The organism is Pseudomonas sp. BF-B-26 (assembly GCF_019956495.1).
Taxonomy (GTDB): domain Bacteria; phylum Pseudomonadota; class Gammaproteobacteria; order Pseudomonadales; family Pseudomonadaceae; genus Aquipseudomonas.
On sequence record NZ_JAHBDP010000077.1, the window covers coordinates 35833 to 61452 of the forward strand.

Below are 25620 nucleotides of genomic sequence, written 5' to 3' on the forward strand. Positions count from 1 at the left end.
AAAGCCTTGGCAACGCTGGTCAGTGGCGGTTCAGGTGCTGAGCGGTTCTGTGTGCTCTAACTCACCTGCTTGGCCAGTTGGATATCCATGTATTCGTAAGCGATTCGTTGCGCCTGCTCGGTGTCGAAAGCATCTCCCGACAGCGCGCCGCGCAACCACAAACCGTCAATGAGGGCTGCCAGGCCACGGGCGGCGCTGCGCGCTTGATCAAGCGGCAACGCACGGCGGAACTGGCAGCACAGGTTGGAATACAGACGGTGATCGTTGATCCGCTGCAACCTGTGCAAAGACGGCTGGTGCATGCTGGTGGCCCAGAAGGCCAACCAGGTTTTCATTGCCGGGCCATTGACCTGGCTGGCGTCGAAGTTGCCTTCGATAATCACCTGCAGATGCGCCCGTGGGCTGTCATCTGCCATCGCCTGACGGCGCGCGGTGACGTTCTCGCTGAGGACGCTCATCAGATACCGCATCGTGGCGGCGATCAGGCCATTCTTGTCCTGAAAATAGTGACTGATGATGCCATTCGAGACACCGGCCAAACGGGCGATCAGCGCAATGCTGGCGTCCCCCATTCCGACCTGATCTACCGCCTGCAATGTGGCTTCGATCAACTGCTGGCGGCGGATGGGTTGCATACCGACCTTGGGCATCGTGCATATCTCCTTAGGCCTTCCGGCGGACGTAAAACGTCTAGCGGATTGAGGGCCAGTCTATTTTGTTTTGATTGAACGTTCAATCAACAAAGAATAAGATCTGCGACAATTCGTCGCTACCTACAGGTTTTTCCTACATGTAGTTGGCGGAAAAACGACATCTGAAAATGCTCGAAACCCACACGCTCAGGCGTTCAGGGGTTTCGGGCTTTTTTCGGGCTGTCTTTATATCACCCGCTGGTCGGCTGCCAACTAACCGAATGGTCGGGTAACGCGTTGCCTTGTGTTTTTCTCTCGCACTGCCTGGAGCATCTGTGCCATGAGTTCTGCCTCTCTAATAAAGACCCCACCCGAGAAGGTGACGGTCAACGGTTGGGTGTTCTACACCTCTACCGCGTTGATCCTGTTGTTGACCGCCATTCTGATCGTCGCCCCGCAAGAGGCCGGCAGATTGCTCGGTATTGCCCAGGCGTGGTTGTCCCGCAGCTTCGGCTGGTACTACATGGTGGTGATCGCCGCTTACCTGGTGTTCGTGGTCGGCCTGGCGTTTTCGTCCTACGGCAAGCTCAAGCTGGGGAGCAAGGACGACACCCCGGACTTCAGCTACGGCGCCTGGGCGGGGATGTTGTTCTCGTCGGGGATCGGCATTTCGCTGTTGTACTTCGGTGCTTCCGAGCCGCTGGACCACTACTTCAATCCGCCGGAAGGCGTGGCCGCCAGCAACATGGCCGCCCGTCAGGCTGTGCAGCTGACATTCCTGCACTGGGGCCTGCACGGCTGGGCGATCTACGCCTTGGTCGGCCTGGCGGTTGCTTACTTTGCTTACCGTCATAACCAGCCGCTGGCGTTGCGTTCGGCGCTGTATCCGCTGGTCGGCGAGCGTTGGGTCAAAGGCGCGGCCGGTCATGCAGTGGACGGCTTCGGCATGTTCGTGACCCTGCTGGGTCTGGTGACGAACCTGGGGATTGGTTCGCTGCAAGTGTCGTCGGGGCTTGAAAACCTGTTCGGCATGGAACACAGCAACACCAACCTGCTGATCGTGATCATCGTGATGAGCACCGTGGCGACCATCGCGGCTGTCTCGGGTGTGGAAAACGGTATCCGCCGTCTGTCCAACCTGAACATCGTGCTGTTCAGTGGCCTGCTGATTTTCGTGCTGCTGTTCGGCCCGACCCTGCACCTGCTCAACGGCTTCGTGCAAAACATCGGCGACTACCTGAACGGCGTGGTGCTGAAGACCTTCGACCTCTATGTGTACGAAGGCGACAGCGAGAAGTCTGACCGCTGGTTGGGCCTGTGGACCCTGTTCTACTGGGCCTGGTGGATTTCCTGGGCCCCATTCGTCGGCATGTTCATCGCGCGTATTTCCCGTGGCCGCACGGTGCGTGAACTGGTCGCTGGCGTGCTGCTGATTCCACTGGGTTTCACCCTGGCATGGTTGTCGATCTTCGGTAACTCGGCCCTGGACCTGGTGATGAACCATGGGGCGGTGGAACTTGGCAAGACGGCGCTGGAACAGCCGTCGATGGCGATTTACCAACTGCTTGAGCACTACCCAGCGTCGAAAATCGTAATCGGCGTGTCGATCTTTGTTGGTTTCGTGCTGTTCCTGACCCCGGCGGACTCCGGCGCGGTGATGATGGCCAACCTTTCCTGCAAGGGCGGCAACGTCGACGAAGACGCCCCGCACTGGCTGCGGATCTTCTGGTCGGCGGTGATCACGCTGGTGACCATCGGCCTGCTGTTCGCCGGTAACTTCGAAGCCATGCAAACCATGGTGGTGCTGGCCGGTCTGCCGTTCTCGGTGGTGCTGGTGTTCTTCATGTTCGGCTTGCACAAGGCGATGCGCCAGGACGTGCAGATCGAACAGGAGCAAGCGGAGCTAGCAGCCCGTGGTCGTCGTGGTTTCAGCGAGCGTTTGACGCAGCTGGACTTGCAGCCGAATCAGTCGATTGTTCAGCGTTTCATGGACAAGCAAGTCAGCCCGGCGCTGGAAGATGCGGCAGTGCAATTGCGCGCTCAGGGTCTGGATGTGCAGACGTTGCTGGGCAAATCGAAACGCTGCATGGGCCTGCGGATCGAGATGGAAGAGGGCAACCCTTTTGTCTACGAAGTAAGCCTGGACGGCTATCTGGCAGCGGCGAGCGACACGGTGTCGGCTGAAAGTGCTGATGAACCGCGTGCACGTTATTACCGCGCCGAGGTGTACCTGCACAACGGCAGCCAGGACTACGATTTGATGGGCTTCACTCAGGATCAGATCACCCGTGACGTGCTCGATCAGTTTGAAAGCCATCGGCAGCTCCTTGGCCGGGTCTATAGCTGAGTTGTGAGTAGCGCGATGTTCCAGTGACATCGCGTTGTATTCTTCGCGAGCAAGCCCGCTCCCATAGGTAACCGAGTTCTATCAGGGACATGCGGTCGAATGTGGGAGCGGGCTTGCTCGCGAAGAGGTCATCAACCGCAAAGCTGCGTGACCTGATATCCCCTTAAACAAAAACGCCGCGATCTCTCGCGGCGTTTTTGTGTGTGTTGCCTTACCCCAGGTTCTTGCCGAGCAGTGCGTGATACAGCTCGCTGTCACCCAGAATCCCGACCACCTTGTTGTTGTCGTGCAATACCAGCTTGTTGCCTGTCTGATATCGAATCTGCAGCGCGTCGCGCATGCCGATGTTCGAGTCCACCAGCGTCGGCCGACGACCCAAACCTTCAACTGCTTGCCCAGGGATCCAGTTCTGCAGGTCCAGGCTCGCGCCATTCTGGCGTGCGCCTTTGATGGTGTTGCCTTCGGCCAGGTCCAGCCAGGAATCACCGCCCGGATCGAGGCATACCGAACCGTTGATGCGTTTGCAGTTGTCCAGGGTGCGCATCAGGCTGCGACCGCACAGCACGTTCAGCGGATTGGTGTGGGCGACGAAGGTCCGCACGTAATCGTCCGCAGGGTTCAACACGATCTCTTCAGGTTTGCTGTACTGAATGATCCGACCGTCTTTCATGATTGCAATACGGCTGCCGAGCTTCAGGGCTTCATCGAGGTCGTGGCTCACGAAAACGATGGTCTTGCTCAGCTTGCGTTGCAGTTCCAGCAGTTCGTCTTGCAGGCCTTGGCGGATCAGTGGGTCGAGTGCCGAGAACGGTTCGTCCATCAGCAGGATGTCGGCGTCCATCGCCAGGGCACGGGCCAGGCCCACGCGTTGTTGCATACCACCGGACAGCTCGTTGGGTTTCTTGTTGCGCCATTGGGTCAGGCCCACCAGCTCAAGCTTTTCATCCACCAGTTTGCGGCGTTCTTTCTCAGGGCGACCCTGCATTTCCAGACCGAAACTGATGTTCTCGCGCACCGTCAACCAAGGCATCAGGGCGAACTTCTGGAACACCATCGCAATGCGCTTGGTGCGCATCATTTTCAGTTCTGCCGGAGTGCAGGAGGCGATGTCGATCTGCTTGCCTTCGTGCTCGACGAACAGCTTGCCGCGGCTGACTGTGTTAAGGCCGTTGATGCAGCGCAGCAGACTGGACTTGCCGGAGCCGGAAAGGCCCATCAGTACGCAGATTTCACCTTTTTCGACGTCCAGGCTGGCCTTTTCGACCCCAACGATCTGCCCGGTCTTTTTCAGGATCTCGTTACGGGTCATGCCTTGATCCAGCAGCTTGAGTGCCTCGCGTGGATCCTTGGAGAAGATTACGTCGACGTCTTCGAAGCGAATAATGCTCATGCGTCACCCCCTACTTTAGCTTCGGGTTGTTTGCAGATACGGTCGAGCATGATCGCCAGCAGTACGATCGCCAGGCCGGCTTCGAAGCCCAGGGCGATATCAGCAGTGTTCAGTGCGTTGACCACGGGTTTGCCCAGGCCATCGGCGCCCACCAGTGCCGCGATCACCACCATCGACAGCGACAGCATGATGCACTGGGTGATACCGGCCGCGATGCTTGGCATGGCGTGGGGCAGTTCGATTCGCGAGAGCAGCTGACGTCGCGAGCAGCCAAAGGCCTTGCCAGCGTCCATCAATTCTTCCGGGACATCGCGAATACCCAGGTAAGTCAGGCGGATAGGTGCGGCAATCGCGAACACCACCGTAGAAATCAGACCCGGGACCACACCCAGACCGAAGAGGGTCAGGGTAGGAATGAGGTACACGAAGGTCGGTACGGTCTGCATCAGATCGAGCACCGGACGCATCAGTGTGTAAAACATCGGTTTATGCGCGGCGACAATGCCCAACGGCACGCCGATGACCACGCAGACCAGGGTGGCGAACAACACCTGGGCAAGGGTTTCCATGGTTTCCTGCCAGTACCCCAGATTGAGGATCAGCAGGAAGGAGGCGATGACAAAAACGGTCAGGCCCCACTTTCGTTGAATGAAATGTGCCAGTAGCGCGATGAGGCCGATCAATGCCAGCGGGTTGAACCAGGTCAGCGCAAAAGTCACGCCGTGGATCATCGTTTCCAGTGACACGGCGATTGCGTCGAAGGTGCTGGCGCCGTGTTGCGTCAACCATTCAACGAAGCCCGCGATGTACTGGCCTAAGGGTATTTTCTGATCAATCAGCATGGTAGTGAACGTCCGCATGCAAGGAAATAAACAGCCCGGGCGAGCGAACTCGCCCGGCGTAAGCGATTACTGCGCGAGCTTGGCTTTCACGGCCTCCAGGCCTGGTTTACCGTCAATGGTGGTCACGCCAGCGAGCCAGGTATCGAGGACCTGTGGATTCTTTTTCAGCCAGGCCTTGGCGGCCGCGTCAGGCTTCATTTTGTCGTCCAGGACGTTGCCCATCAGGGTGCTTTCCATGTCGACGGTGAACTCCAGGTTTTTCAGCAACTGACCGACGTTGCTGCATTCCTGGACATAACCCTTGCGGGTGTTGGTCGCCACGGTGGCGGCACCGAAGTCCGGGCCGAAGAAATCGTCACCACCGGTGAGATATTGGATCTTGAAGCGCTTGTTCATCGGGTGCGGCGCCCAGCCGAGGAACACCACGGCGGTGTCGCGTTTCTGGGCGCGGTCGACTTGCGACAACATGCCCGCTTCGCTGGACTCGACGATCTTGAATCCGGCGTCTTTCAAGCCGAAGGCGTTCTTGTCGATCATACTCTGAATCAGACGGTTGCCATCGTTACCCGGCTCGATGCCGTAGATCTTGCCGTCGAGCTCTTTCTTGAATTTCGGAATATCAGAGAAGTCGTGAAGGCCTTTGTCATACAGCGCTTGAGGTACGGCGAGGGTGTACTTGGCGCCGGTGAGGTTGGTGCGCACGACGTCCACGGTGCCGGCATCGCGATAAGCCTTGATGTCGTTTTCCATGGTCGGCATCCAGTTACCGAGGAATACGTCCATGTTCTTGCCGTCGGCCAGGGACTTGTAGGTCACCGGCACGGAAATCATCGTGGTTTTGGTCTTGTAGCCGAGGGCATCGAGAACGACGCTGGTGGTGGCTGTGGTGACGGTAATGTCAGTCCAGCCGACATCGGAGAAGTTTACGGTGTTGCACTGAGCCGGTTCTGCGGCTTGAGCCAGAAACGGCAGACTCAGCATGGCGGCCAACAACAACGACGGGGAACCTTTCATGGATGGACTCCTTGGTGTTTTTTTTGGCAGTGTTCCGACTGGACCACCGCACTTATAGGTTGCGGTTGGATGGCGTTTTGGAGACATCTCTACCACGGCGCCTTGCAATCGAGTCGATACGATCATGTACCAGTGAAAATCTGACGCCTACAGGGTGCGTCGTAACCAGTACAGGGATGGTCGCATCCAGTGTCGGTGACGTCGTTTACAGCTTTTTTCAGCCCCTTTTGCCCCTCTGATCTGCAAAAAAACGGCGAAAACGCAGCGTCAAAGCCTCGCGGCGTTGGTGGGCATGAGTGCGTCGGTGTGAGACGTCGAACGACATGACAAAAGCCTGATGATGCGGCCATCTCGGCGGATTGCAGCTTGAGCGTAGCAGCTCCGTCACTGGGCGCTTTTGCGTCTGGAGTTGGCACATCCAGGAGTTCGGCAGTAATGGCTATCAGTGTTTTCGACCTGTTCAAAATCGGCATCGGTCCTTCCAGTTCGCACACCGTGGGGCCGATGCGCGCCGCGGCGTTGTTCGTGCAAGGTTTGCGTGAGCGGGGAGTTTTGGAACAAGTACGGCGCGTCGAAGTTCAGCTTTATGGTTCGTTGTCGGCCACCGGCATCGGTCACGGCAGCGACAACGCAGTGATCATGGGCCTGATGGGCGAGTGGCCGGACGCGATCGATCCGTCGCAAATCGGCATCCGCATTGAAACCCTGCGCGAAACCCACACGCTATTGCTCGACGGTCGCTTGTCGGTCCCGTTCATCTGGGCCCGGGATATGCGCCTGATCGACGAGAACCTGCCGTTCCACCCCAACGCCATGACGCTGATTGTCGAAGGTGATGACGGTGAGCTGCATCGCGATACCTACTATTCCATTGGCGGCGGTTTTGTCGTCGATGAGGCACAGGCTTCCAGCGGCGTGGTCGATCTGGATCGCACCGTGTTGCCGTACGATTTCTCCAGTGCCGTCGAGTTGCTCAGCCTCTGCAAGCAGCACAACCTGCGCGTTGCCGAATTGATGTTGGCCAACGAGAAGGTCTGGCGCAGCGAAGAGGAAATTCGCGCCGGCCTGATGACACTCTGGCGCGCCATGCAGGATTGCGTGGAGCAAGGCCTCAAGCACGAAGGCATCTTGCCCGGCGGCCTGAATGTGCGCCGTCGCGCGGCCAAATTGCACCGCAGCCTGCAAGAATTGAACAAGCCCAATGTGATCGGCTCGACCTTGAGCGCCATGGAATGGGTCAACCTGTTCGCCCTGGCGGTCAATGAAGAAAACGCCGCTGGCGGACGCATGGTTACGGCGCCGACCAATGGCGCGGCGGGGATCATTCCGGCGGTGCTGCACTACTTTATGAAGTTCAGCGAAGTGGTGACTGAAGCCAACGTAGTCGACTATTTCCTCAGTGCGGCGGCGGTCGGGATTCTGTGCAAGAAGAACGCTTCGATTTCCGGTGCCGAAGTCGGTTGCCAGGGCGAAGTCGGTTCGGCCTGCGCGATGGCGGCGGCCGGGCTGGCGGAGATTCTGGGGGCGACACCGGAGCAGCTGTGTAACGCGGCGGAAATCGGTCTGGAACACAACCTCGGCCTGACCTGCGACCCGGTGGGCGGGCTGGTGCAAGTACCGTGCATCGAGCGCAATGCGATTGCTGCGGTGAAAGCCATCAACGCGGCGCAGATGGCGCTGCGTGGCGACGGCCAGCACTTTATCTCGCTGGATCGGGTGATCCGCACGATGCGTGATACCGGTGCCGATATGCATGACAAATATAAAGAGACCTCGCGCGGTGGGTTGGCGGTTAGCGCGGTTGAGTGCTGAGACCGAGTTGATCTTGTGGTGAGGGAGCTTGCTCCCGCTCGGCTGCGTAGCAGTCGTAAAGATTTTAGGGCCGCTTCGCGCCCCAGCGGGAGCAAGCTCCCTCGCCACAGAAAGGTCATTTGCCAGAGAAGACCAGTCAAAACTGCGCACAAAGTGAACACCGAAATCAAAACGCGCCACGTTTTGGCGCGTCGCTTACAGATAAGCCCCTTGCCCCAGATCCGGGATCCAGGTTGGCCATTACCGCCTGTCACCTGTGCTTGCGGTGACACTCTTCACCAGGTCGCTGTAGCCCTGTTCCCACAAGTGCTACCGATTTGCTCAAGCCCAACGGGGCAGAGCGCCTCCCGCCGATAATGGCACTTATAACCCCCACTCCCGGCGCGGCTTATTTAGACGCGGCGCGACGTCGTTTTCAGGAGTTATTGAACAGCCATTCAACTTTAGGCATGGCATTTGCTCTGTCATTACAAAGCCCGTCTCCCACGCGAGAACGATGGCAATAACAAGAGCCTCCGCCTGAGGCCATCATCCGCTTTGTGTGAGGAGATACCGCGATGACGACGTTCAACTCCGGGGCCCAACCCCAGAACCGTGCGCCTCAATCCATCGGCTTTCTGCTGCTGGACAATTTCACGCTTATTTCTCTGGCCTCTGCAGTAGAACCCCTGCGCATGGCTAACCAACTGTCCGGCCGCGAGCTGTATCGCTGGACCACAATGACTGTCGACGGTGGTCAGGTCTGGGCCAGTGACGGTCTGCAGATCACCCCCGACTGCTCCATGCACAAAGCACCGGCCCTGGACACCATCATTGTCTGCGGCGGTATCGGCATCCAGCGCACTGTTACCCGTGAACACGTGTCATGGCTGCAAAGCCAGGCGCGTCAGTCCAAGCGTCTGGGCGCGGTCTGCACCGGTAGCTGGGCCCTGGCCTGCGCCGGTTTGCTGGACGGTTTCGATTGCAGCGTGCACTGGGAATGCCTGGCCGCTATGCAGGAAGCGTTTCCGCGTGTGGCCATGAGTACTCGTCTGTTCACCCTCGACCGTAACCGTTTCACCAGTTCCGGCGGCACCGCGCCGCTGGACATGATGCTGCACCTGATCAGCCGCGATCATGGCCGTGAACTGTCGGCCGCGATCTCGGAAATGTTTGTCTACGAACGCATCCGCAACGAGCAGGATCACCAGCGTGTGCCGCTCAAGCACATGCTTGGCACCAACCAGCCGAAATTGCAGGAAATCGTCGCGCTGATGGAGGCCAACCTGGAAGAGCCGATCGACCTCGACGAGCTGGCGGTGTACGTCGCCGTGTCGCGTCGTCAGCTGGAGCGGCTGTTCCAGAAATACCTGCACTGCTCGCCGTCGCGTTATTACCTGAAACTGCGCTTGATCCGCGCCCGGCAGCTGCTCAAGCAAACGCCGATGTCGATCATCGAAGTGGCGTCGGTGTGTGGCTTCGTGTCTACGCCGCACTTCTCCAAGTGCTACCGCGAATACTTCGGCATTCCGCCGCGTGACGAACGCGTAGGTTCCAACACCACCCAACAAGTGGCGATGATGCCACTGCCGCAAGCACTGGTGTTGTCACCGTTGTCCGGGCCGCTGTCGGCATTGAGCCAGGCGCGCAATGAGTCGACGTTTGCGAGCGTAAGGCTCTAAACCGCGGCGCCTTCATTCGCGAGCAGGCTCGCTCCCACATTAGATCGCGTTCCTCTGAGAGGAATCGGTCAACTGTGGGAGCGGGCTTGCTCCGGGCGGCGATCTGACGAAAGCGGTCTATCAGGCGCTACGGCTCTGCTGATACTCGGCCAACGCGGGCAGCAATTGCTTGTCGATGGCCTGGCGCACGGCCGGCAGGATGGTCGCACTGCTGGTGTACATCTGCTTGACCATTGTCCGCAGTTCCGTTGCCCGTTCGTTGTTCAAACCCCGTACCGCGCATTCGCAGGCCTGCTCAGCGGTTGCACCTGGGGGGACTGCAAATCCTAATGCCTTGAGCTGGCCCAACAGGTCTTCCTGGTCAATCAAATCGGTGTACATCATGACGCAATCCTTCTTCAGGGAACGGTGTCGTGGTTCGATTCTCATAGGGGTACGGAGTGGCGGCAAGGACGATTTGTCGCAATGGCCGCAATACCTATGAACAGGTCGTTTTCGGCTAACTTGCTACAGATGGGAGTGGGCACACTGGGATCAGCTGGTTTCACGATGGTTTGGTCACCCTCGCGCAACGGCTCCTCAACAGTACCCACCTCTGCCCCGATCCTGTCACGGCTTGATCGGGGTTTTTTTTGCCTGTGAATCAGGGAGGTATGAGTTGTCTGGACTGGCGCCATCGCGAGCAAGCCCGCTCCCACATGGGATCGCATATCCCTGTGGGAGCGGGCTTGCTCGCGAAGAACGATGACGCGGTCTAGCGTTGCAGCACCAAAATCCGCGACAACAATTCATCACGGTCGACATAGCAACCCTGAAAATGCCGTGCGCCGGTGGCGGGGTCGAAGGCGTTGCGGGCGTGGAGGGTGCGGCGGTTGTCGAAACACCACATTTCGCCAGGGTTTAACCGCGTCATCACGCGGAATCGCGCTTCCCGGGTCATCGCAATAAAGCGGCGGTAGGCGTGATAGAGCGCCGGCATCTGCTCGACCGACGCATCGAACGGACCGCGCAGAAAATTCGCCATGCGGATTTCTGAAACCTGCCCAAAGGCATCCAGCGCGATGATCGGCGCCAGGCAACGGTAGTCGCTGTGGCGGTCTTTGTTGCGGAACTCCACAGGGATTTCGCAGAGGCTTTTGAACGCTTCGGGATCTTCTTCGCGCAAGGCTTCGGCAATGGCAAAACCGTCGACGAAAATACTCTCGCCACCCTCGGCATCATTCACCAGGCAATGCAGAAATTGCAGCCCCGGTTGTAACTCCCGGGTCGGCAGGTCGCTGTGCAACGGCAGGTTGAAAGCGGTGTAGGCATTGCTGTCGGCATCGGCCTTGGATTGCACGTTGAACAGCACGCCAAAATTGCTCTCGCGGATGAAGGAAATCCGCTGGGCAATCAACTTCAACGAGCCCGGCTCGGTGGGCACACCGCGGACCTGAGTCAGGCCGGTATCGCGCACGGCCAGCAGCCATTGCAGCAAGGCATCGTTGTCGTTCATCAACGCCCGGTAGTCGAACACCGGCAGCGTCAGGTTGCTGTTCCAGAGCTGGCTTTTTGGCTTGGATGCCCGGCGTTCGGCGCGGGACTCGTCATCGTAGGCGTGGGCCCGTAGCCAGCCAGGATCGAAGCGGCTGAGATGGCCGTCCTGCCAATCGACACGCAGGCAGCCTTCAGCATCAACGCTGACGTCCGAGGGTTTCAGGTTTTCGGCGACGTCGACGATTTCCAGCACTTGCTCGCGGGTGACGGTGTAGACGCACAGCGGGCACGGGCAGTTGTCCCGCAGCCACTGATGATGAAACGGGCTGACACGGTCATCGGCCCACTTCACTTGAATTCGGTCCGCCAGGGTTTGTACGGCGGTCAACGCGCTGATCAACGGGTAGGTACGGAAGTCGGCAAAAGCGGCGGCGGTGTTCAATGGCGATCTCCTTGTTATTTTTTAGGGGGTAACGCGATCACTCGGCCAATGTAGTCGGGGGCGGGAAGGTCGGTTTGCTCGACGACGATGGCTCGCAGCTTGCTCAAGGTGTCTTCGCTGAACGGTGCGGAGCGCGGCCCGGCAAGGTCGACGTGCAACAGCATTTGCTCGTTGCCTGCCAGCTCCTGGTCGTCGCCCACCCGATGCAGGCTGTGATAGAGGTGCAGGCGTTTGCTGTCGTGGCCGATGATTTGGGTGTGCACTTCGACGTCGGTGTCGAGCTTCACTTCGTGCAGGTAATTGAGGTGCAGTTCGAGGGTGAACAACGAGTTGCCGCTGGCTTCGCGGTTGTTGCTGTCCATGCCCAGACGATCCATCAGCGCGTCGGTGGCGTAGCTGAAAATCAGCAGGTAGAAGGCGTCGCGCAGGTGGCCGTTGTAGTCGACCCAGTCGGGGATGATTTTGGTTTGGTAGGTGGTGAGGGTGGGCATGGTGTAGGTTCCAACATGAGTGGTGACTGGGCTGCCGTCTTCGCGAGCAAGCCCGCTCCCACAGGGGATCTGCTGGGTGACATAGATTGTATTCACACATCAAATCAACTGTGGGAGCGGGCTTGCTCGCGAAGGGGCCAGACCTGCTGGCCCATTAGCCTGGGGTTATTCGCTGAAGGCCATCCCATGCTTCTCTTTGGTGGTCTTCACCGCTTCCAGCACCGCCAGCAAGCAATCATCACGATAGCGCTCCAGCGCCGAAATGCTGTGCGTGCCCAACTGATCGCTGGTGCCATCCACCACATCATCAATCAACTTGTCGGTCAGCTCCGGCGCCGGTAGATACGTCCACGGCAACTGCAACGCCGGCCCGAATTGCGCCATGAAGTGCCGCATGCCCGCATCGCCACCCGCCAGGGTGTACGTCAGGAATGTGCCCATGAACGACCAGCGCAGACCCGCGCCAAAGCGGATCGCATCATCGATTTCGCCGGTGGTCGCCACACCGTCGTTGACCAGGTGCAGCGCCTCACGCCACAGCGCTTCGAGCAAGCGGTCGGCGATAAAGCCGGGTACTTCCTTGCGCACATGCAGCGGACGCATGCCCAAGGATTCGTAGACTTTCATTGCCGCTTGAACCGCTTGCGGGGCGGTGTTTTTGCCGCCCACCACTTCCACCAGCGGCAGCAGGTAAACCGGGTTGAACGGGTGGCCGACGACGCAGCGTTCCGGGTGCGTCGAGCTCTCGTAGAACTCGCTCGGCAACAGGCCGGAAGTACTGGAACCGATCAAGGCATTGGGCTTGGCCGCCGCGCTGATTTTGGCGTGCAGTTCCAGTTTCAGGTCAAGACGCTCAGGGGCGCTTTCCTGAATGAAATCCGCATCGCGAACGCATTCTTCGATAGTGGCGACAAAGCGCAGCCGATCCTGCGATGCACCTGGCGCAAGGCCCTGTTTCTCCAAAGCGCCCCAGGCATTGGCGACGCGTTTGCGCAGCGCGGCTTCGGCGCCAGGCGCCGGGTCCCAGGCCACCACGTCGAGGCCGTGGGCGAGGGCGCGGGACACCCAACCGCTGCCGATGACACCGCTGCCCAGGGCGGCGAAGGTTTTGATTTCAGTGATAAAGCTCATGGCGACGTCCTAAATGGTTCGGAGACCTAATGTGGGAGCGGGCTTGCTCGCGAAAGCGGGGTGTCAGTCGACAGAGATGTCGGATGTGACGGCCTCTTCGCGAGCAAGCCCGCTCCCACAGGTGAGGTGTAGGTTCGGGTTAACCGCGCTTGGTCAGGCCCATTTTTGCCCGGCCTTCTGCCGGGGTCAGAACACGGGCGCCGAGGCGGCTGAGGATTTCGCTGGCGCGCTCGACCAGTTGGCCGTTGGTCGCCAGTACGCCCTTGTCCAGCCAGAGGTTGTCTTCCAGACCGACTCGCACGTTGCCGCCCAGCAGCACCGCTTGCGCCGCCATCGGCATCTGCATGCGACCGATGCCGAAACCGGCCCACACCGCATTGGCTGGCAAGTTGTCGACCATGGCTTTCATGGTGGTGGTATCAGCCGGCGCGCCCCATGGGATGCCCAGGCAGAGCTGGAACAGCGGGTCGTCGAGCAATCCCTCCTTGATCAACTGCTTGGCGAACCACAGGTGACCGGTGTCGAAAATTTCCAGCTCGGCCTTCACGCCCAGCTCTTGAATGCGTTTGGCGCCAGCGCGTAGCTGGGCCGGGGTGGACACGTAAATGGTGTCGCCATCGCCGAAGTTCAGGGTGCCGCAATCGAGGGTGCAGATTTCCGGCAGCAGTGCTTCAACGTGGGCCAGACGGGTCAGCGGGCCGACCAGGTCGGTGTTCGGGCCGAACTCCATCGGGTTCTCGCCCGCGCCGATTTCCAGGTCGCCGCCCATGCCGGCGGTGAGGTTGACGATGATGTCGACGTCCGCCTCGCGGATGCGCTCCATCACTTCGCGATACAGCGCTACATCACGGCTGAATTTGCCGGTTTCGGGGTTACGAACGTGGCAGTGAACGACAGTGGCGCCGGCCTTGGCGGCTTCCACGGCGGCTGCGGCGATTTGTTTCGGGGTGACCGGCACGTGTGGGCTCTTGCTGGTCGTGTCGCCAGCACCGGTGAGTGCGCAGGTGATGATGACGTCGTGGTTCATGAGGCGGTTCCTGTTCTTTGTGGGAATGGCGGGCGTGATTAGTCGATTCGCAGCCCTGTCGGGCTGCGAGTCGGTGGTTCAATCGGGTTTATTTGATGGTCAGTTTCAGGTTGTCAGCTGCCGGTTTGCCATCGAAGGTGGTCACGCCTTCGAGCCAGCGTTGCTTGTCTTGCGGGTGATCTTTCAGCCATTGCTTGGCCGATTCGAAGGCGTCCTTGTGATCCAGCAGCGGCTGCATCATCCGGCTCTCGTCTTCGGCGGTGTAGGTCAGGTTGCTCAGCAAGCGACCGATGTTCGGGCATTGCTCGGCGTATTTCGGCGCGGTGACGGTCCAGACCGTGGCCATGCCTTCGTTCGGGCCCAGGGCGTCGTCGCTGCCGGTGAGGTAGGTCATCTTCACGTTGACGTTCATCGGGTGCGGCGCCCAGCCGAAGAACACCACGGCCTCTTTGCGTCGCACGGCGCGATCCACCGCCGCGAGCATGCCGGCCTCACTGGACTCGACCAACTGGAACTTGCCGAGGCCAAACTGGTTCTTGGCGATCATCGCCTTGATTTGGGTGTTGGCACCCGAACCTGGCTCGATGCCGTAGATCTTGCCGCCCAGTTCCTTTTCAAACTTGGCGATGTCGGCGAAGGTTTTCAGACCCTTGTCGGCGAGATACGTCGGTACGGCGAGAGTGGCGCGGGCGTCTTTCAGGCTTGGCGCCTCAAGCACCTTGACCTGATTGGCCGCGACGAACGGGGTGATGGTCTGGGTCATCAGCGGGTTCCAGTAGCCCAGGAACAAGTCCAGGCGCTGGTCGCGGATCCCGGCGAAGATGATTTGCTGGGAAGCGCTGGTTTGTTTGGTGTTGTAGCCGAGGCCATCGAGCAGGACTTGGGTCATGGCACTGGTGGCGATCACGTCGGTCCAGTTCACAACGCCCATGCGTACGTTCTGGCATGAAGCAGGTTCGGCCGCCATGACGCTGGCGCTCAAGAAAGCGGTACCGCTGAGTGCAAGAACACAGCTGCTGATCAGTCGTTTCATCTCAGGTTTCCTCGGCAGTTCGTTATTGTGGGTCCGGGCGTCTTCGTGCGCCGGTGATGCCCAAGTTACGCAGCTAAGGCCCTGTGAAAACGCACTGCGGCGACCAGCTCTTGCACTGCGGCGACCTGCGCTCTTGAATGCCGCGCGCAAGTGGCGTATCAACGTCCACACGCTTCCCGCCCTCTCGTTTCCTGCCAGTCGAGTGCGCTCCATGTCCCAGGATTTCTACTTCTTGTTGATGCCGGGCTTCTCGGCAATTGGATTTATCTCGGCCATCGAGCCGCTGCGGGTCGCCAATCGCTTTCGTGGCGAGCTCTATCGCTGGCATGTGCTCAGCGCGGACGGCGGGGCGGTACTGGCCAGCAATGGCATGTCGGTCAACGCCGATGCGGCGCTGGAGCCGCTGAAGAAAGGCGCTACCTTGCTGGTGGTCGCCGGATTCGAACCGCTGAAGTTCACCACCCCGGCCCTGGAACACTGGCTGCGCCGCCTGGACAACGAAGGCGTGACCCTCGGCGCCATCGACACCGGCAGTTTCATCCTCGCCGAAGCCGGGCTGCTCGACGGCCATCGCCTGACCCTGCACTGGGAAGCCATCGACGCCTTCAAGGAGTCCTATCCGCAGCTGAGCGTCACCCAGGAGCTATTCGAGATCGACCGCCGGCGCATTACCTCCGCCGGCGGTACCGCTTCCATCGACCTGATGCTCGACCTTATCGCCCAGGCCCACGGCCCGGAACTGGCGATCCAGGTCAGCGAACAATTCGTACTCGGCCGTATCCGCCCGCGCAAAGACCACCAGCGCATGGAAGTCGCCACGCGTTATGGCATCAGCAACAAGAAACTGGTGCAGGTGATTGGGGAGATGGAGCAGCACAGCGAACCGCCGCTGAGCACGCTGGAATTGGCCGAATCGATCAAGGTGACGCGACGGCAACTGGAGCGATTGTTTCGGTTGCACCTGAACGACACACCGAGCAATTTCTACCTGCGCTTGCGGCTGGAGAAGGCCCGGCAGTTGCTGCGCCAGACCAATATGAGCGTGTTGGAAGTGAGTATTGCGTGCGGTTTTGAATCGCCGTCGTATTTCACTCGAAGCTATCGGGCGAAGTTTGAGCGGTGTCCGCGAGAGGATCGGCGGCGGTTGGGGGATGGCCGGGAGCTTGTTTGATGAGGGGCTTGGACCTGACACAAAACCACTGTGGGAGCGGGCTTGCTCGCGAATGCGGTCATTCATGCAACATTAAGGTCGACTGAGACACCCCATTCGCGAGCAAGCCCGCTCCCACAGTTTTGATCTGCTGTGAATGTTACTTCTTCATCAGCGCCGAACAGGCCGCTTTGTACGCCTCGTGCTGATACTTGTTCAGTGTGGCCGGCAGTTCGAAATCGAATTTCTTGTTCTGCGCATTGATAGTTTGTGGCGACAGCAGCGTGACCTCGCAATTCTCCAGCAACTGGAAAACACCCTCGATCTTGAACGTGGTCGGCCCACCGGCAAACTCACCCTTCTTGCTGCGTTTCTTGATCGCAATCCGATCAATGGCGTTCTCGCGCACAAACGACGCCACCTGAGCGGCAAAGACTTTGACGTTCGCGGCTTCGTCGTCATCGTCTAGGGCGATTTTCTTGGTGTTCAGCGGGATGTGGCTCAGGACCTGATCGTCGAGGGAAGCCACGGCAATGATTGCTTCGCTGCCTTTGATTTCGATGCCGCAGATTTTCATTTGAATCCCTTTACTGGCTGAAGATGTTCAGCTTACAGGTCTGGTTGGCTGGAGTTTGTGCTTACTCCTGCCCAATCGACTCCAAAAACTCCGACCGCTCGTCACTCATCCGCGCCACGCAATCATTCTGCGCAATCGTGAACGCCTTGCTACCGGCTGTCGCCGGGAACGCTTCGACCGCGCAATCCGCATCCCGGGTCTTCAACCACTGCTGTTGAGCAACCTTGAGCTTGGCGGTGATGTCGGTCAGTTGCGCCGGGCTCTTGCCGTAGAGCGTCTGCATGCGCTCGTTCAGGCTTTTGTAGTTTTCGCTCAGCAGGTCTTCGGCGGTGGTTCTGCTGTAGACCGAGCATTCCAGGGTTTGAACCTCGTTTTCGACTTTGTCGCAGGGGTTATCGTCGGCTTCTTCAGCCGCGTGTACGCCGGTCGCTATCAGTGCCAAAGCCAGGAAGATCGATTTCATTGCGCCGCCGCCCGTTTTTCCAGTAAAGCATCCAGTAATGGCGCGAATTCTGGCCCATGCGCAGGCCCTTGAACAGGTGCCCCATGACGTCCGGCGACGACCCTTTGTCGCGGATTGACGCTTTCGGCAAACCCCCTGTCGTTTTTGCACCCGGCTGCCCCCTCCCTCAGGCATATGCTGGCCCCAAAGCGCCGGCACACGATTCGGCGCATGAATCGCTAATAGGGGACAGCCTGATGAGCCCAGCCGAATTGCACGCCGACAGCATCGTTATCGACGGTCTGATTATTGCCAAGTGGAACCGTGAGCTGTTCGAAGACATGCGCAAGGGCGGTCTGACCGCGGCCAACTGCACCGTGTCGGTGTGGGAGGGCTTCCAGGCCACCGTCAACAATATCGCCGCCAGCCAGAAGCTGATCCGCGAAAACAGCGACCTGGTGATTCCAGTGCGCACCACCGCCGATATCCGCAAGGCTAAAGAGCAAGGCAAGACCGGCATCCTGTTCGGCTTCCAGAATGCTCACGCCTTTGAAGACCAGATCGGCTATGTAGAGGTGTTCAAGCAGCTGTGCGTCGGTATCGTGCAGATGTGCTACAACACCCAGAACCTGGTTGGCACCGGTTGCTACGAGCGTGATGGCGGCCTGTCGGGTTTCGGTCGTGAAATCGTCGCCGAGATGAACCGCGTCGGCGTCATGTGCGACCTGTCCCACGTCGGCTCGAAGACCTCCGAAGAAGTCATCCTCGAATCGAAGAAGCCGGTCTGCTACTCCCATTGCCTGCCGTCGGGCCTGAAAGTCCACCCGCGCAACAAGTCCGATGAAGAACTGAAGTTCATCGCCGATCACGGCGGTTTCGTCGGCGTGACCATGTTTGCGCCATTCCTGGCCAAGGGCATCGATTCGACCATCGACGATTACGCCGAAGCCATCGAATACACCATGAATATCGTCGGTGAAGACGCCATCGGTATCGGCACCGACTTCACCCAGGGCCATGGCCAGGACTTCTTCGAATACCTGACCCATGACAAGGGCTACGCCCGCCGCCTGACCAGCTTCGGCAAGATCATCAACCCGCTGGGCATCCGCACCGTCGGCGAATTCCCGAACCTGACCGAAACCCTGCTCAAGCGCGGCCATTCCGAGCGCGTGGTGCGCAAGATCATGGGCGAGAACTGGGTCAACGTCTTGAAGGACGTCTGGGGCGAGTAAGCCACAGCACCTCTGAATCCTTTCCCCCGGCCGTCCGCGCCGGGGGCAACACCAAAATTTTCTGGAGTTAAGTTTCCATGGCCAAGATCGCCCCGCAATTGCCAATCGAAGTCGACAGCGAAACCGGTGTCTGGACCTCCGACGCCCTGCCAATGCTGTACGTACCGCGTCACTTCTTCGTCAACAACCACATGGGCATCGAGGAAGTGCTGGGCGCCGACGCCTACGCCGAAATCCTCTACAAGGCCGGCTACAAGTCCGCCTGGCACTGGTGTGAAAAAGAAGCTGAATGCCACGGCCTGGAAGGCGTTGCGGTGTTCGAACACTACATGAAGCGCCTGTCGCAACGCGGCTGGGGCCTGTTCAAGATTCAGGACATCGACCTCGACAAAGGCACTGCCAGCGTCAAGCTCGAACACTCCGCATTTGTCTACGTGTACGGCAAGGTCGGGCGCAAGGTCGACTACATGTTCACCGGTTGGTTTGCCGGTGCCATGGATCAGATTCTGCAAGCCCGCGGCAGCAAGATCCGCACCGTTGCCGAACAGGTTTACGGTGGCTCCGAAGAAGGCCACGACGACGGCCTGTTCACCGTCAAGCCGTTGTAAGTCGAGGAACCCGCCATGGCTTTCGAAGCAATGTTCCAGCCGATCCAGATCGGCAAACTGACCATCCGCAACCGCGTGCTCAGCACCGCGCACGCCGAGGTTTATGCCACCGACGGCGGCATGACCACCGACCGGTACGTCAAGTATTACGAAGAGAAAGCCAAGGGCGGGATCGGCCTGGCGATTTGTGGTGGTTCCTCCAGTGTGGCCATCGACAGCCCGCAAGGCTGGTGGAAGTCGGTCAACCTGGCCGACGACCGGATCATTCCACACTTTCAGAACCTGGCCGATGCCATGCACAAGCATGGCGCCAAGATCATGATCCAGATTACCCACATGGGGCGTCGTTCCCGCTGGGACGGTGAGCATTGGCCAACCCTGCTGTCGCCGTCGGGCATCCGTGAGCCGGTGCACCGTGCGACCTGCAAAACCATCGAGCCGGAAGAAATCTGGCGGGTGATCGGCAACTACGCCAGCGCCGCCGCACGGGCGAAGGCCGGTGGCCTGGACGGCGTCGAGCTGTCCGCCGTGCACCAGCACATGATCGACCAGTTCTGGAGCCCACGCGTCAACAAACGTACCGACGAATGGGGCGGCAGCTTCGAAAACCGCATGCGTTTCGGCCTGGAAGTGATCAAGGCTGTGCGCAAGGAAGTCGGCCCGGACTTCTGCGTCGGCATTCGTCTGTGCGGTGACGAGTTCCACCCGGACGGCTTGTCCCACGAGGACATGAAGCAGATCGCCAAGTACTACGACGACACCGGCATGATCGACTTCATCGGCGTGGTGGGTTCGGGTTGCGACACCCACAACACCCTGGCCAACGTTATCCCGAACATGAGTTATCCACCGGAGCCGTTCCTGCACTTGGCGGCCGGTATCAAGGAAGTGGTGAAGGCCCCGGTTCTGCACGCGCAGAACATCAAGGACCCGAACCAGGCGACCCGTATTCTGGAAGGCGGCTACGTGGACATGGTCGGCATGACCCGCGCCCATATCGCCGACCCGCACCTGATTGCCAAGATCAAAATGGGTCAGGTCGACCAGATCAAACAATGCGTCGGCGCCAACTACTGCATCGACCGTCAGTACCAGGGCCTGGACGTGTTGTGCATCCAGAACGCCGCGACCTCCCGTGAATACATGGGCGTACCGCACATCATCGAGAAATCGACCGGTGTGAAGCGCAAAGTCGTGGTGGTCGGTGCCGGTCCTGCCGGGATGGAAGCGGCGCGTGTGTCGGCCGAACGTGGCCACGACGTGACCCTGTTCGAGAAGAAAGAATTCATCGGCGGCCAGATCACTACCGCGTCGAAAGCTCCGCAGCGCGACCAGATCGCCGGTATCACCCGCTGGTTCCAGCTGGAATTGGCGCGTTTGAAAGTCGACCTGCGCCTGGGTGTGGCCGCCGATGCGGCAACCATTCTCGACCTGCGTCCGGACGTGGTGGTGCTCGCCGTTGGCGGCCATCCATTCCTGGAGCAGAACGAGCACTGGGGCGCGGCTGAAGGCCTGGTGGTCAGCAGCTGGGACATTCTCGATGGCAAGGTCGCACCGGGCAAGAACGTGCTGGTCTACGACACCATCTGCGAGTTCACCGGGATGTCGACCGCCGACTTCCTCGCCGACAAAGGCAGCCAGGTCGAGATCGTCACCGACGACATCAAACCGGGCGTGGCCATCGGCGGCACCTCGTTCCCGACGTACTACCGCAGCATGTACCCCAAAGAAGTGATCATGACCGGGGACATGATGCTGGAGAAGGTCTACCGCGAAGGCGACAAGCTGGTGGCGGTGCTGGAAAACGAATACACCGGCGCCAAAGAGGAGCGGGTGGTGGACCAGGTCGTCGTCGAAAACGGCGTGCGTCCGGACGAAGAAATCTACTACGCCTTGAAGGAAGGCTCGCGCAACAAAGGCCAGATGGACATCGAAGCCCTGTTCGCGATCAAGCCACAACCTTCGCTGAGCCAGGCGGGCGACGGCTACTTGCTGTTCCGCATCGGCGACTGCGTGGCGCAGCGCAACACCCACGCGGCGATCTACGACGCGTTGAGGCTCTGTAAGGATTTCTAAGGCTTGCACATAACCCTGTGGGAGCGGGCTTGCTCGCGAAAGCGGCGGGTCAGACGACATCGATGTTGAATGTCAGTCCGTCTTCGCGAGCAAGCCCGCTCCCACAGGAACCGAGTAAGGCATCTCGACCTGCAAGACCCCGAGGTCTTTGGGAGCTCCACCATGTTGAACACCCTTCTTCCAATCCTGTTGTTCGCAGCCCTGGGCCTTGCCGTCCTCGGCGCGTTGCGGCGGGTGGCTATGTGGCGCCGAGGCCGGGCTTCGAAAGTCGACCTGATCGGCGGCCTGTTCGCCATGCCCAAGCGCTATATGGTCGATTTGCACCATGTCGTAGCGCGGGACAAATACATCGCCAACACTCACGTCGCCACGGCTGGCGGTGCGGTGGCGTCCATTGTGCTGGCGATCCTGGTTCACGGTTTCGGCCTGCACAATCGCATTCTCGGTATTGCCCTGCTAATTGCCTCGGCGGTGATGTTCGTCGGTGCGATTTTCATGTTCCTGCGTCGTCGCAACCCACCGGCTCGCCTTTCCAAAGGGCCATGGATGCGTCTGCCGAAAAGCCTGTTGGCGTTCTCTGCGAGCTTCTTCCTGTTGACCCTGCCGGTCGCCGGCATCCTCCCGGAAAACTTCGGCGGTTGGGTGGTCGCTGCGATCCTCGGCGTTGGTGTGCTGTGGGGCGTATCGGAGTTGTTCTTCGGCATGACCTGGGGCGGGCCGATGAAGCACGCCTTCGCCGGTGCCTTGCACCTGGCCTGGCACCGTCGCGCCGAACGTTTTGGTGGCGGCCGCTCCACCGGTTTGAAACCGCTGGACCTGAACGACCCAACCGCGCCACTGGGCGTGGAAAAACCCAAGGATTTCACCTGGAACCAACTGCTCGGCTTCGACGCCTGCGTGCAGTGCGGTAAGTGCGAAGCCGCGTGCCCGGCGTTCGCCGCCGGCCAGCCGCTGAACCCGAAAAAGCTGATTCAGGACATGGTCGTTGGCCTGGCCGGTGGCACCGATGCCAAGTTCGCCGGCAGCCCGTATCCAGGCAAGGCGATCGGCGAACACGCCGGTAACCCGCATCAACCGATCGTCAACGGCCTGGTGGACGCTGAAACCTTGTGGTCCTGCACCACTTGCCGCGCCTGCGTCGAGGAATGCCCGATGATGATCGAGCACGTCGACGCCATCGTCGACATGCGCCGTCACCTGACCCTGGAAAAAGGCGCGACCCCGAACAAGGGCGCCGAAGTCCTCGAAAACCTGATCGCCACCGACAACCCTGGCGGCTTCGCCCCGGGTGGGCGGATGAACTGGGCGGCGGACTTGAACCTCAATCTGATGAGCGAGAAGAAGTCGGTCGACGTGCTGTTCTGGGTCGGCGACGGTGCCTTCGACATGCGCAACCAGCGCACTCTGCGCGCCTTCGTCAAAGTGCTGAAAGCGGCCAAGGTCGACTTCGCGGTACTGGGCCTCGAAGAGCGCGACAGCGGTGACGTGGCCCGACGTCTGGGCGATGAAGCGACCTTCCAGCTGTTGGCCAAACGCAACATCCAGACCCTGGCCAAATACAGCTTCAACCGCATCGTCACCTGCGACCCGCACAGCTTCCACGTGCTGAAAAACGAATACGGCGCCTTCGACGGCAACTACCTCGTGCAGCACCACAGCACCTACATGGCGGAAATTATCGGCGCTGGCGCCCTGAACCTTGGTCAGCACAAAGGCAGCAGCGTGACTTATCACGACCCGTGCTACCTCGGCCGCTACAACGGCGAATACGAGGCGCCGCGTGAAGTGCTGCGTGCCCTGGGCATCGAGATCAAGGAAATGCAACGCTCCGGTTTCCGCTCGCGCTGCTGCGGCGGTGGTGGCGGTGCGCCGATCACCGACATCCCGGGCAAGCAACGGATCCCCGACATGCGCATGGAAGACATCCGCGAAACCGGCGCCGAACTGGTGGCCGTGGGTTGTCCACAGTGCACCGCGATGCTCGAAGGCGTGGTCGAACCTCGGCCGCTGATCAAGGACATCGCCGAACTGGTGGCGGACGCGTTGCTTGAAGACACCGCGCCGGGAAAGCCTTCAGCACCGGCCAAACGTGAACCTGCGGAGGTGCATTGATGAGCGACATTATCCGCCGCGACCCACGCGCTGAATGGATCGCCCGCAACCGTCTGCACCCGCTGCACGCGGCCATGCAACCGGCGCAACACAGCTGGATGGGGCCTAACGGCGTCATCCGCAAGAATCCCCATGGCATCGGTTTTATCGGTCCCAACGGGATCAAGCGAATCGACCGCAGCGGCGCTCAACAGGGTGGGGCGACTAAACGCTCGGCCGCGGTTGAAGTGCAATTGCCGCTGCATCAAGTGCCGCAACCGGCGTTCTACATCAACGTGGTGCCGGACATGGTCGGCGGCCGCTTGAGCAGCCACGACCGCGACTTGCTCGGCCTGGCTCATCAGTTGGCCGGCAAGGACGGCGCGGTATTGGCCGTGGTCTTTGGCGAACATAAAGAAAACGCTTTCGCCACTGCTGGCGTCGATCGCTTGCTGGTGCTCGATGGCGAAGAATTCAGCGGTTATGCACCGGAACAACGGGTCCAGGGGCTGCGGGCTGTGGATAACCAGTTCAACCCGCGTCACTGGTTGCTGCCGGACAGTCGCAGCGGTGGTGGTGAATTGGGTCGACGCTTTGCCGCCGCGCTGGGCGAACGCCCGGCCACCCGGGTCTGGCAGGTCAAGGATCAGGAATGCATCGGCCGCGCCGGTGCCGGTTTGCAAGACCTTGCGCGCCCGGTGGCACGCTTGATTCTGGCTGCCGTCGAATGCGCCGAACCGGTCAGCGAAACCCGTCACGAAGCCTTGCCGGTGGAGTTATCCACAGCCGTGGCGCGCAGCTTGTCGCGCATCGAGGATCTGGGCGCGGTGGCAGTGGACCCGGCGGCGATTCCGATGGCCGAAGCCGAGTTCATCTTCTCCGGCGGCAACGGAGTCAAGGACTGGGGACTTTTCCACAGGACCGCCGAAGCGCTGGGCGCGACCGAAGGCGCCTCCCGAGTGGCGGTGGACGATGGCTTCATGGCGCGCGACCGTCAGGTCGGTGCGTCCGGCACCTGGGTCACCGCGCGGGTTTACGTGGCGGTGGGGATTTCCGGGGCGATCCAGCACCTGCAAGGCATCGGTGCCTGCGACAAGGTGGTGGCGATCAACCTCGACCCTGGCTGCGACATGATCAAACGGGCCGACTTGTCGGTGATCGGCGAGAGCGCCGAGATTCTTCAAGCCTTGATCGATGCGGTAGAGGCTTACCGCAATGAAGCCAAGCGCGATGCGGCTTAAGGGAAGGAAAGGGTTATGAGCACGAAAATCATCAGCCTGGTGTCCATCGGCGCCCACCCGACCTCCGGCCGGCCACGTCGCGCGGAGCAGGATGCGCGGGCGGTGGAGCTGGGCCTGCAATTGGCTGGGGATAACCTGCAAGTGCTGCATGCCGGTGACGTCGCGGAACCCGCATTGCGTGCCTATTTGGGCATGGGCCTGGAACAGCTGCATGTGCTGGAGCAACCGGAAGGCGCCGATGCGCTGCCGGCATTGACTGCGTATTTGCGTGATGCCGGGGCGCAGGTCGTGCTGACCGGCAGCCAGGCGGAAACCGGTGAAGGCTCGGGCATGTTGCCGTTCCTGCTGGCGGAAAGCCTGGGCTGGCCATTGGTAGTCGGGCTGGCTCAAGTTGAATCCATCGACGGCAATTCAGCGCTGGTGCTGCAAGCCTTGCCGCGCGGTCAGCGCCGTCGGTTGAAAGTGCGGCTGCCGTTCCTTGCAACTGTGGATAACGCTGCGCCGAAACCTCGGCAGAGCGCCTACGGCCCGGCTCGACGCGGGGTGTTGCAGGCGGATGAGGTCGAAGTGATCGACGACGCACTGCTGGCGGTCGCCACGCTGCAACCGGCCAAGCCACGGCCTAAACGCTTGAAGGTGATCAAGGCCAAGAGCGGCGCGGACCGGATGAAAGCCGCGACGGCCAAGGCCAGCGGTGGCGGCGGGCAGGTGCTTAAAGGCGTGACTGCGCAAGCAGGTGCCGAGGCGATCCTCAAGTTGCTGATCGAAGAAGGCGTGGTCCGCTAACGAATACCCAATACAGATCTAATGTGGGAGCGGGCTTGCTCGCGAAGAGGGCGGTTCAGTCGACATTGATGTTGTCTGACACACCGCTTTCGCGAGCAAGCCCGCTCCCACAAGGA

At 60.2% G+C, this 25620-nt stretch carries 22 protein-coding genes; 10 read left to right on the plus strand and 12 right to left on the minus strand.

What is annotated here, in order from left to right:
* Positions 1-56: 56 nt before the first annotated feature.
* Positions 57-650: a transcriptional regulator BetI gene (gene betI / locus KGB03_RS16045; protein ID WP_018928769.1), complete on the minus strand. Its 594-nt coding sequence runs from the start codon at positions 648-650 to the stop codon at positions 57-59.
* 379 nt (positions 651-1029) lie between these two features.
* On the opposite strand from betI, the gene KGB03_RS16050 reads away from it, so the two are divergent.
* On the plus strand, positions 1030-2979 hold the full coding sequence (locus KGB03_RS16050) for a BCCT family transporter (RefSeq protein ID WP_223527611.1): 1950 nt from the start codon (positions 1030-1032) through the stop codon (positions 2977-2979).
* 211 nt (positions 2980-3190) lie between these two features.
* Here KGB03_RS16050 and choV read toward each other — a convergent pair whose 3' ends face one another.
* From choV to KGB03_RS16065, 3 genes are all read right to left on the minus strand, one after another.
* Positions 3191-4369 (minus strand): choline ABC transporter ATP-binding protein, encoded by a 1179-nt coding sequence (gene choV / locus KGB03_RS16055; protein WP_008151934.1) that lies wholly within the window; start codon positions 4367-4369, stop codon positions 3191-3193.
* Positions 4366-5211: a choline ABC transporter permease subunit gene (choW, locus tag KGB03_RS16060; protein ID WP_033060358.1), complete on the minus strand. Its 846-nt coding sequence runs from the start codon at positions 5209-5211 to the stop codon at positions 4366-4368. Before choW ends, choV begins: the two co-directional genes overlap by 4 nt.
* A gap of 66 nt (positions 5212-5277) precedes the next feature.
* Complete coding sequence (locus KGB03_RS16065) at positions 5278-6225, minus strand: choline ABC transporter substrate-binding protein (RefSeq protein WP_111448518.1); 948 nt, start codon at positions 6223-6225, stop codon at positions 5278-5280.
* 435 nt (positions 6226-6660) lie between these two features.
* Between KGB03_RS16065 and KGB03_RS16070 the strand changes: the two genes are divergently transcribed.
* Both KGB03_RS16070 and KGB03_RS16075 read left to right on the plus strand, forming a co-directional pair.
* A complete protein-coding gene (locus KGB03_RS16070; RefSeq protein ID WP_218536741.1) occupies positions 6661-8037 on the plus strand; it encodes an L-serine ammonia-lyase in 1377 nt (458 codons plus the stop codon).
* A gap of 557 nt (positions 8038-8594) precedes the next feature.
* Positions 8595-9698: a GlxA family transcriptional regulator gene (locus KGB03_RS16075; protein WP_008151925.1), complete on the plus strand. Its 1104-nt coding sequence runs from the start codon at positions 8595-8597 to the stop codon at positions 9696-9698.
* Between the two features lie 120 nt (positions 9699-9818).
* Here the strand turns inward: KGB03_RS16075 and KGB03_RS16080 are convergent, their stop codons facing one another.
* The 6 genes from KGB03_RS16080 to choX form a co-directional block, all read right to left on the minus strand.
* Positions 9819-10082 (minus strand): hypothetical protein, encoded by a 264-nt coding sequence (locus KGB03_RS16080; RefSeq protein WP_111448520.1) that lies wholly within the window; start codon positions 10080-10082, stop codon positions 9819-9821.
* 370 nt (positions 10083-10452) lie between these two features.
* The gene (locus tag KGB03_RS16085; RefSeq protein WP_223527604.1) at positions 10453-11616 is read right to left on the minus strand and encodes a gamma-butyrobetaine dioxygenase; all 1164 of its coding nucleotides are present in this window, start codon (positions 11614-11616) and stop codon (positions 10453-10455) included.
* Positions 11617-11630: 14 nt separating this feature from the next.
* Positions 11631-12107, minus strand: a complete 477-nt coding sequence (locus KGB03_RS16090; protein WP_218538399.1) for a thioesterase family protein — start codon at positions 12105-12107, stop codon at positions 11631-11633.
* Positions 12108-12272: 165 nt separating this feature from the next.
* Positions 12273-13238 carry an L-carnitine dehydrogenase gene (locus KGB03_RS16095; protein WP_076029481.1) on the minus strand — a complete coding sequence of 322 codons (966 nt, stop codon included), beginning with the start codon at positions 13236-13238 and terminating at the stop codon, positions 12273-12275.
* Positions 13239-13377: 139 nt separating this feature from the next.
* Positions 13378-14265: a 3-keto-5-aminohexanoate cleavage protein gene (locus KGB03_RS16100; protein WP_218538401.1), complete on the minus strand. Its 888-nt coding sequence runs from the start codon at positions 14263-14265 to the stop codon at positions 13378-13380.
* Between the two features lie 88 nt (positions 14266-14353).
* Positions 14354-15298: a choline ABC transporter substrate-binding protein gene (gene choX / locus KGB03_RS16105; RefSeq protein ID WP_218538402.1), complete on the minus strand. Its 945-nt coding sequence runs from the start codon at positions 15296-15298 to the stop codon at positions 14354-14356.
* Positions 15299-15509: 211 nt separating this feature from the next.
* On the opposite strand from choX, the gene KGB03_RS16110 reads away from it, so the two are divergent.
* Positions 15510-16469 (plus strand): GlxA family transcriptional regulator, encoded by a 960-nt coding sequence (locus KGB03_RS16110; RefSeq protein ID WP_111448526.1) that lies wholly within the window; start codon positions 15510-15512, stop codon positions 16467-16469.
* A 139-nt stretch (positions 16470-16608) separates the two neighbouring features.
* On the opposite strand, the gene KGB03_RS16115 is transcribed toward KGB03_RS16110, so the two are convergent.
* The gene (locus tag KGB03_RS16115) at positions 16609-17025 is read right to left on the minus strand and encodes a DUF3010 family protein (RefSeq protein WP_111448527.1); all 417 of its coding nucleotides are present in this window, start codon (positions 17023-17025) and stop codon (positions 16609-16611) included.
* 61 nt (positions 17026-17086) lie between these two features.
* Positions 17087-17488 (minus strand): lysozyme inhibitor LprI family protein, encoded by a 402-nt coding sequence (locus KGB03_RS16120; protein WP_192409228.1) that lies wholly within the window; start codon positions 17486-17488, stop codon positions 17087-17089.
* Positions 17489-17724: 236 nt separating this feature from the next.
* Here KGB03_RS16120 and KGB03_RS16125 point away from each other — a divergent pair, with 236 nt between their 5' ends.
* The 6 genes from KGB03_RS16125 (at position 17725) to KGB03_RS16150 (ending at position 25504) form a co-directional block, all read left to right on the plus strand.
* Positions 17725-18702: a dipeptidase gene (locus tag KGB03_RS16125; RefSeq protein ID WP_223527605.1), complete on the plus strand. Its 978-nt coding sequence runs from the start codon at positions 17725-17727 to the stop codon at positions 18700-18702.
* 77 nt (positions 18703-18779) lie between these two features.
* Positions 18780-19310, plus strand: coding sequence for a DUF5943 domain-containing protein (locus KGB03_RS16130; protein ID WP_008033249.1), 531 nt, complete (start codon positions 18780-18782; stop codon positions 19308-19310).
* Between the two features lie 15 nt (positions 19311-19325).
* Positions 19326-21386: a dimethylglycine demethylation protein DgcA gene (dgcA, locus tag KGB03_RS16135; protein WP_008008115.1), complete on the plus strand. Its 2061-nt coding sequence runs from the start codon at positions 19326-19328 to the stop codon at positions 21384-21386.
* A gap of 162 nt (positions 21387-21548) precedes the next feature.
* Positions 21549-23498: a dimethylglycine demethylation protein DgcB gene (gene dgcB / locus KGB03_RS16140; protein WP_223527606.1), complete on the plus strand. Its 1950-nt coding sequence runs from the start codon at positions 21549-21551 to the stop codon at positions 23496-23498.
* Positions 23498-24718: an electron transfer flavoprotein subunit alpha/FixB family protein gene (locus KGB03_RS16145; RefSeq protein WP_218538405.1), complete on the plus strand. Its 1221-nt coding sequence runs from the start codon at positions 23498-23500 to the stop codon at positions 24716-24718. Before dgcB ends, KGB03_RS16145 begins: the two co-directional genes overlap by 1 nt.
* Positions 24719-24733: 15 nt before the next feature.
* Entirely contained in the window at positions 24734-25504 is a 771-nt protein-coding gene (locus KGB03_RS16150; RefSeq protein ID WP_111448533.1) for an electron transfer flavoprotein subunit beta, read from the plus strand.
* Positions 25505-25620: the final 116 nt, after the last annotated feature.

What these genes read in the sequence shown, in the direction of transcription:
- KGB03_RS16065 (WP_111448518.1), bottom strand. Translation starts at nt 6,225, where the DNA reads ATGAAAGGTTCCCCGTCGTTGTTGTTGGCCGCCATGCTGAGTCTGCCG.
- KGB03_RS16150 (WP_111448533.1), top strand. Translation starts at nt 24,734, where the DNA reads ATGAGCACGAAAATCATCAGCCTGGTGTCCATCGGCGCCCACCCGACC.
- dgcB (WP_223527606.1), top strand. Translation starts at nt 21,549, where the DNA reads ATGTTGAACACCCTTCTTCCAATCCTGTTGTTCGCAGCCCTGGGCCTT.
- choX (WP_218538402.1), bottom strand. Translation starts at nt 15,298, where the DNA reads ATGAAACGACTGATCAGCAGCTGTGTTCTTGCACTCAGCGGTACCGCT.
- KGB03_RS16130 (WP_008033249.1), top strand. Translation starts at nt 18,780, where the DNA reads ATGGCCAAGATCGCCCCGCAATTGCCAATCGAAGTCGACAGCGAAACC.
- KGB03_RS16100 (WP_218538401.1), bottom strand. Translation starts at nt 14,265, where the DNA reads ATGAACCACGACGTCATCATCACCTGCGCACTCACCGGTGCTGGCGAC.
- KGB03_RS16075 (WP_008151925.1), top strand. Translation starts at nt 8,595, where the DNA reads ATGACGACGTTCAACTCCGGGGCCCAACCCCAGAACCGTGCGCCTCAA.
- KGB03_RS16145 (WP_218538405.1), top strand. Translation starts at nt 23,498, where the DNA reads ATGAGCGACATTATCCGCCGCGACCCACGCGCTGAATGGATCGCCCGC.
- KGB03_RS16110 (WP_111448526.1), top strand. Translation starts at nt 15,510, where the DNA reads ATGTCCCAGGATTTCTACTTCTTGTTGATGCCGGGCTTCTCGGCAATT.
- KGB03_RS16080 (WP_111448520.1), bottom strand. Translation starts at nt 10,082, where the DNA reads ATGATGTACACCGATTTGATTGACCAGGAAGACCTGTTGGGCCAGCTC.
- dgcA (WP_008008115.1), top strand. Translation starts at nt 19,326, where the DNA reads ATGGCTTTCGAAGCAATGTTCCAGCCGATCCAGATCGGCAAACTGACC.
- betI (WP_018928769.1), bottom strand. Translation starts at nt 650, where the DNA reads ATGCCCAAGGTCGGTATGCAACCCATCCGCCGCCAGCAGTTGATCGAA.
- KGB03_RS16125 (WP_223527605.1), top strand. Translation starts at nt 17,725, where the DNA reads ATGAGCCCAGCCGAATTGCACGCCGACAGCATCGTTATCGACGGTCTG.
- KGB03_RS16120 (WP_192409228.1), bottom strand. Translation starts at nt 17,488, where the DNA reads ATGAAATCGATCTTCCTGGCTTTGGCACTGATAGCGACCGGCGTACAC.
- KGB03_RS16090 (WP_218538399.1), bottom strand. Translation starts at nt 12,107, where the DNA reads ATGCCCACCCTCACCACCTACCAAACCAAAATCATCCCCGACTGGGTC.
- KGB03_RS16095 (WP_076029481.1), bottom strand. Translation starts at nt 13,238, where the DNA reads ATGAGCTTTATCACTGAAATCAAAACCTTCGCCGCCCTGGGCAGCGGT.
- KGB03_RS16115 (WP_111448527.1), bottom strand. Translation starts at nt 17,025, where the DNA reads ATGAAAATCTGCGGCATCGAAATCAAAGGCAGCGAAGCAATCATTGCC.
- choV (WP_008151934.1), bottom strand. Translation starts at nt 4,369, where the DNA reads ATGAGCATTATTCGCTTCGAAGACGTCGACGTAATCTTCTCCAAGGAT.
- choW (WP_033060358.1), bottom strand. Translation starts at nt 5,211, where the DNA reads ATGCTGATTGATCAGAAAATACCCTTAGGCCAGTACATCGCGGGCTTC.
- KGB03_RS16070 (WP_218536741.1), top strand. Translation starts at nt 6,661, where the DNA reads ATGGCTATCAGTGTTTTCGACCTGTTCAAAATCGGCATCGGTCCTTCC.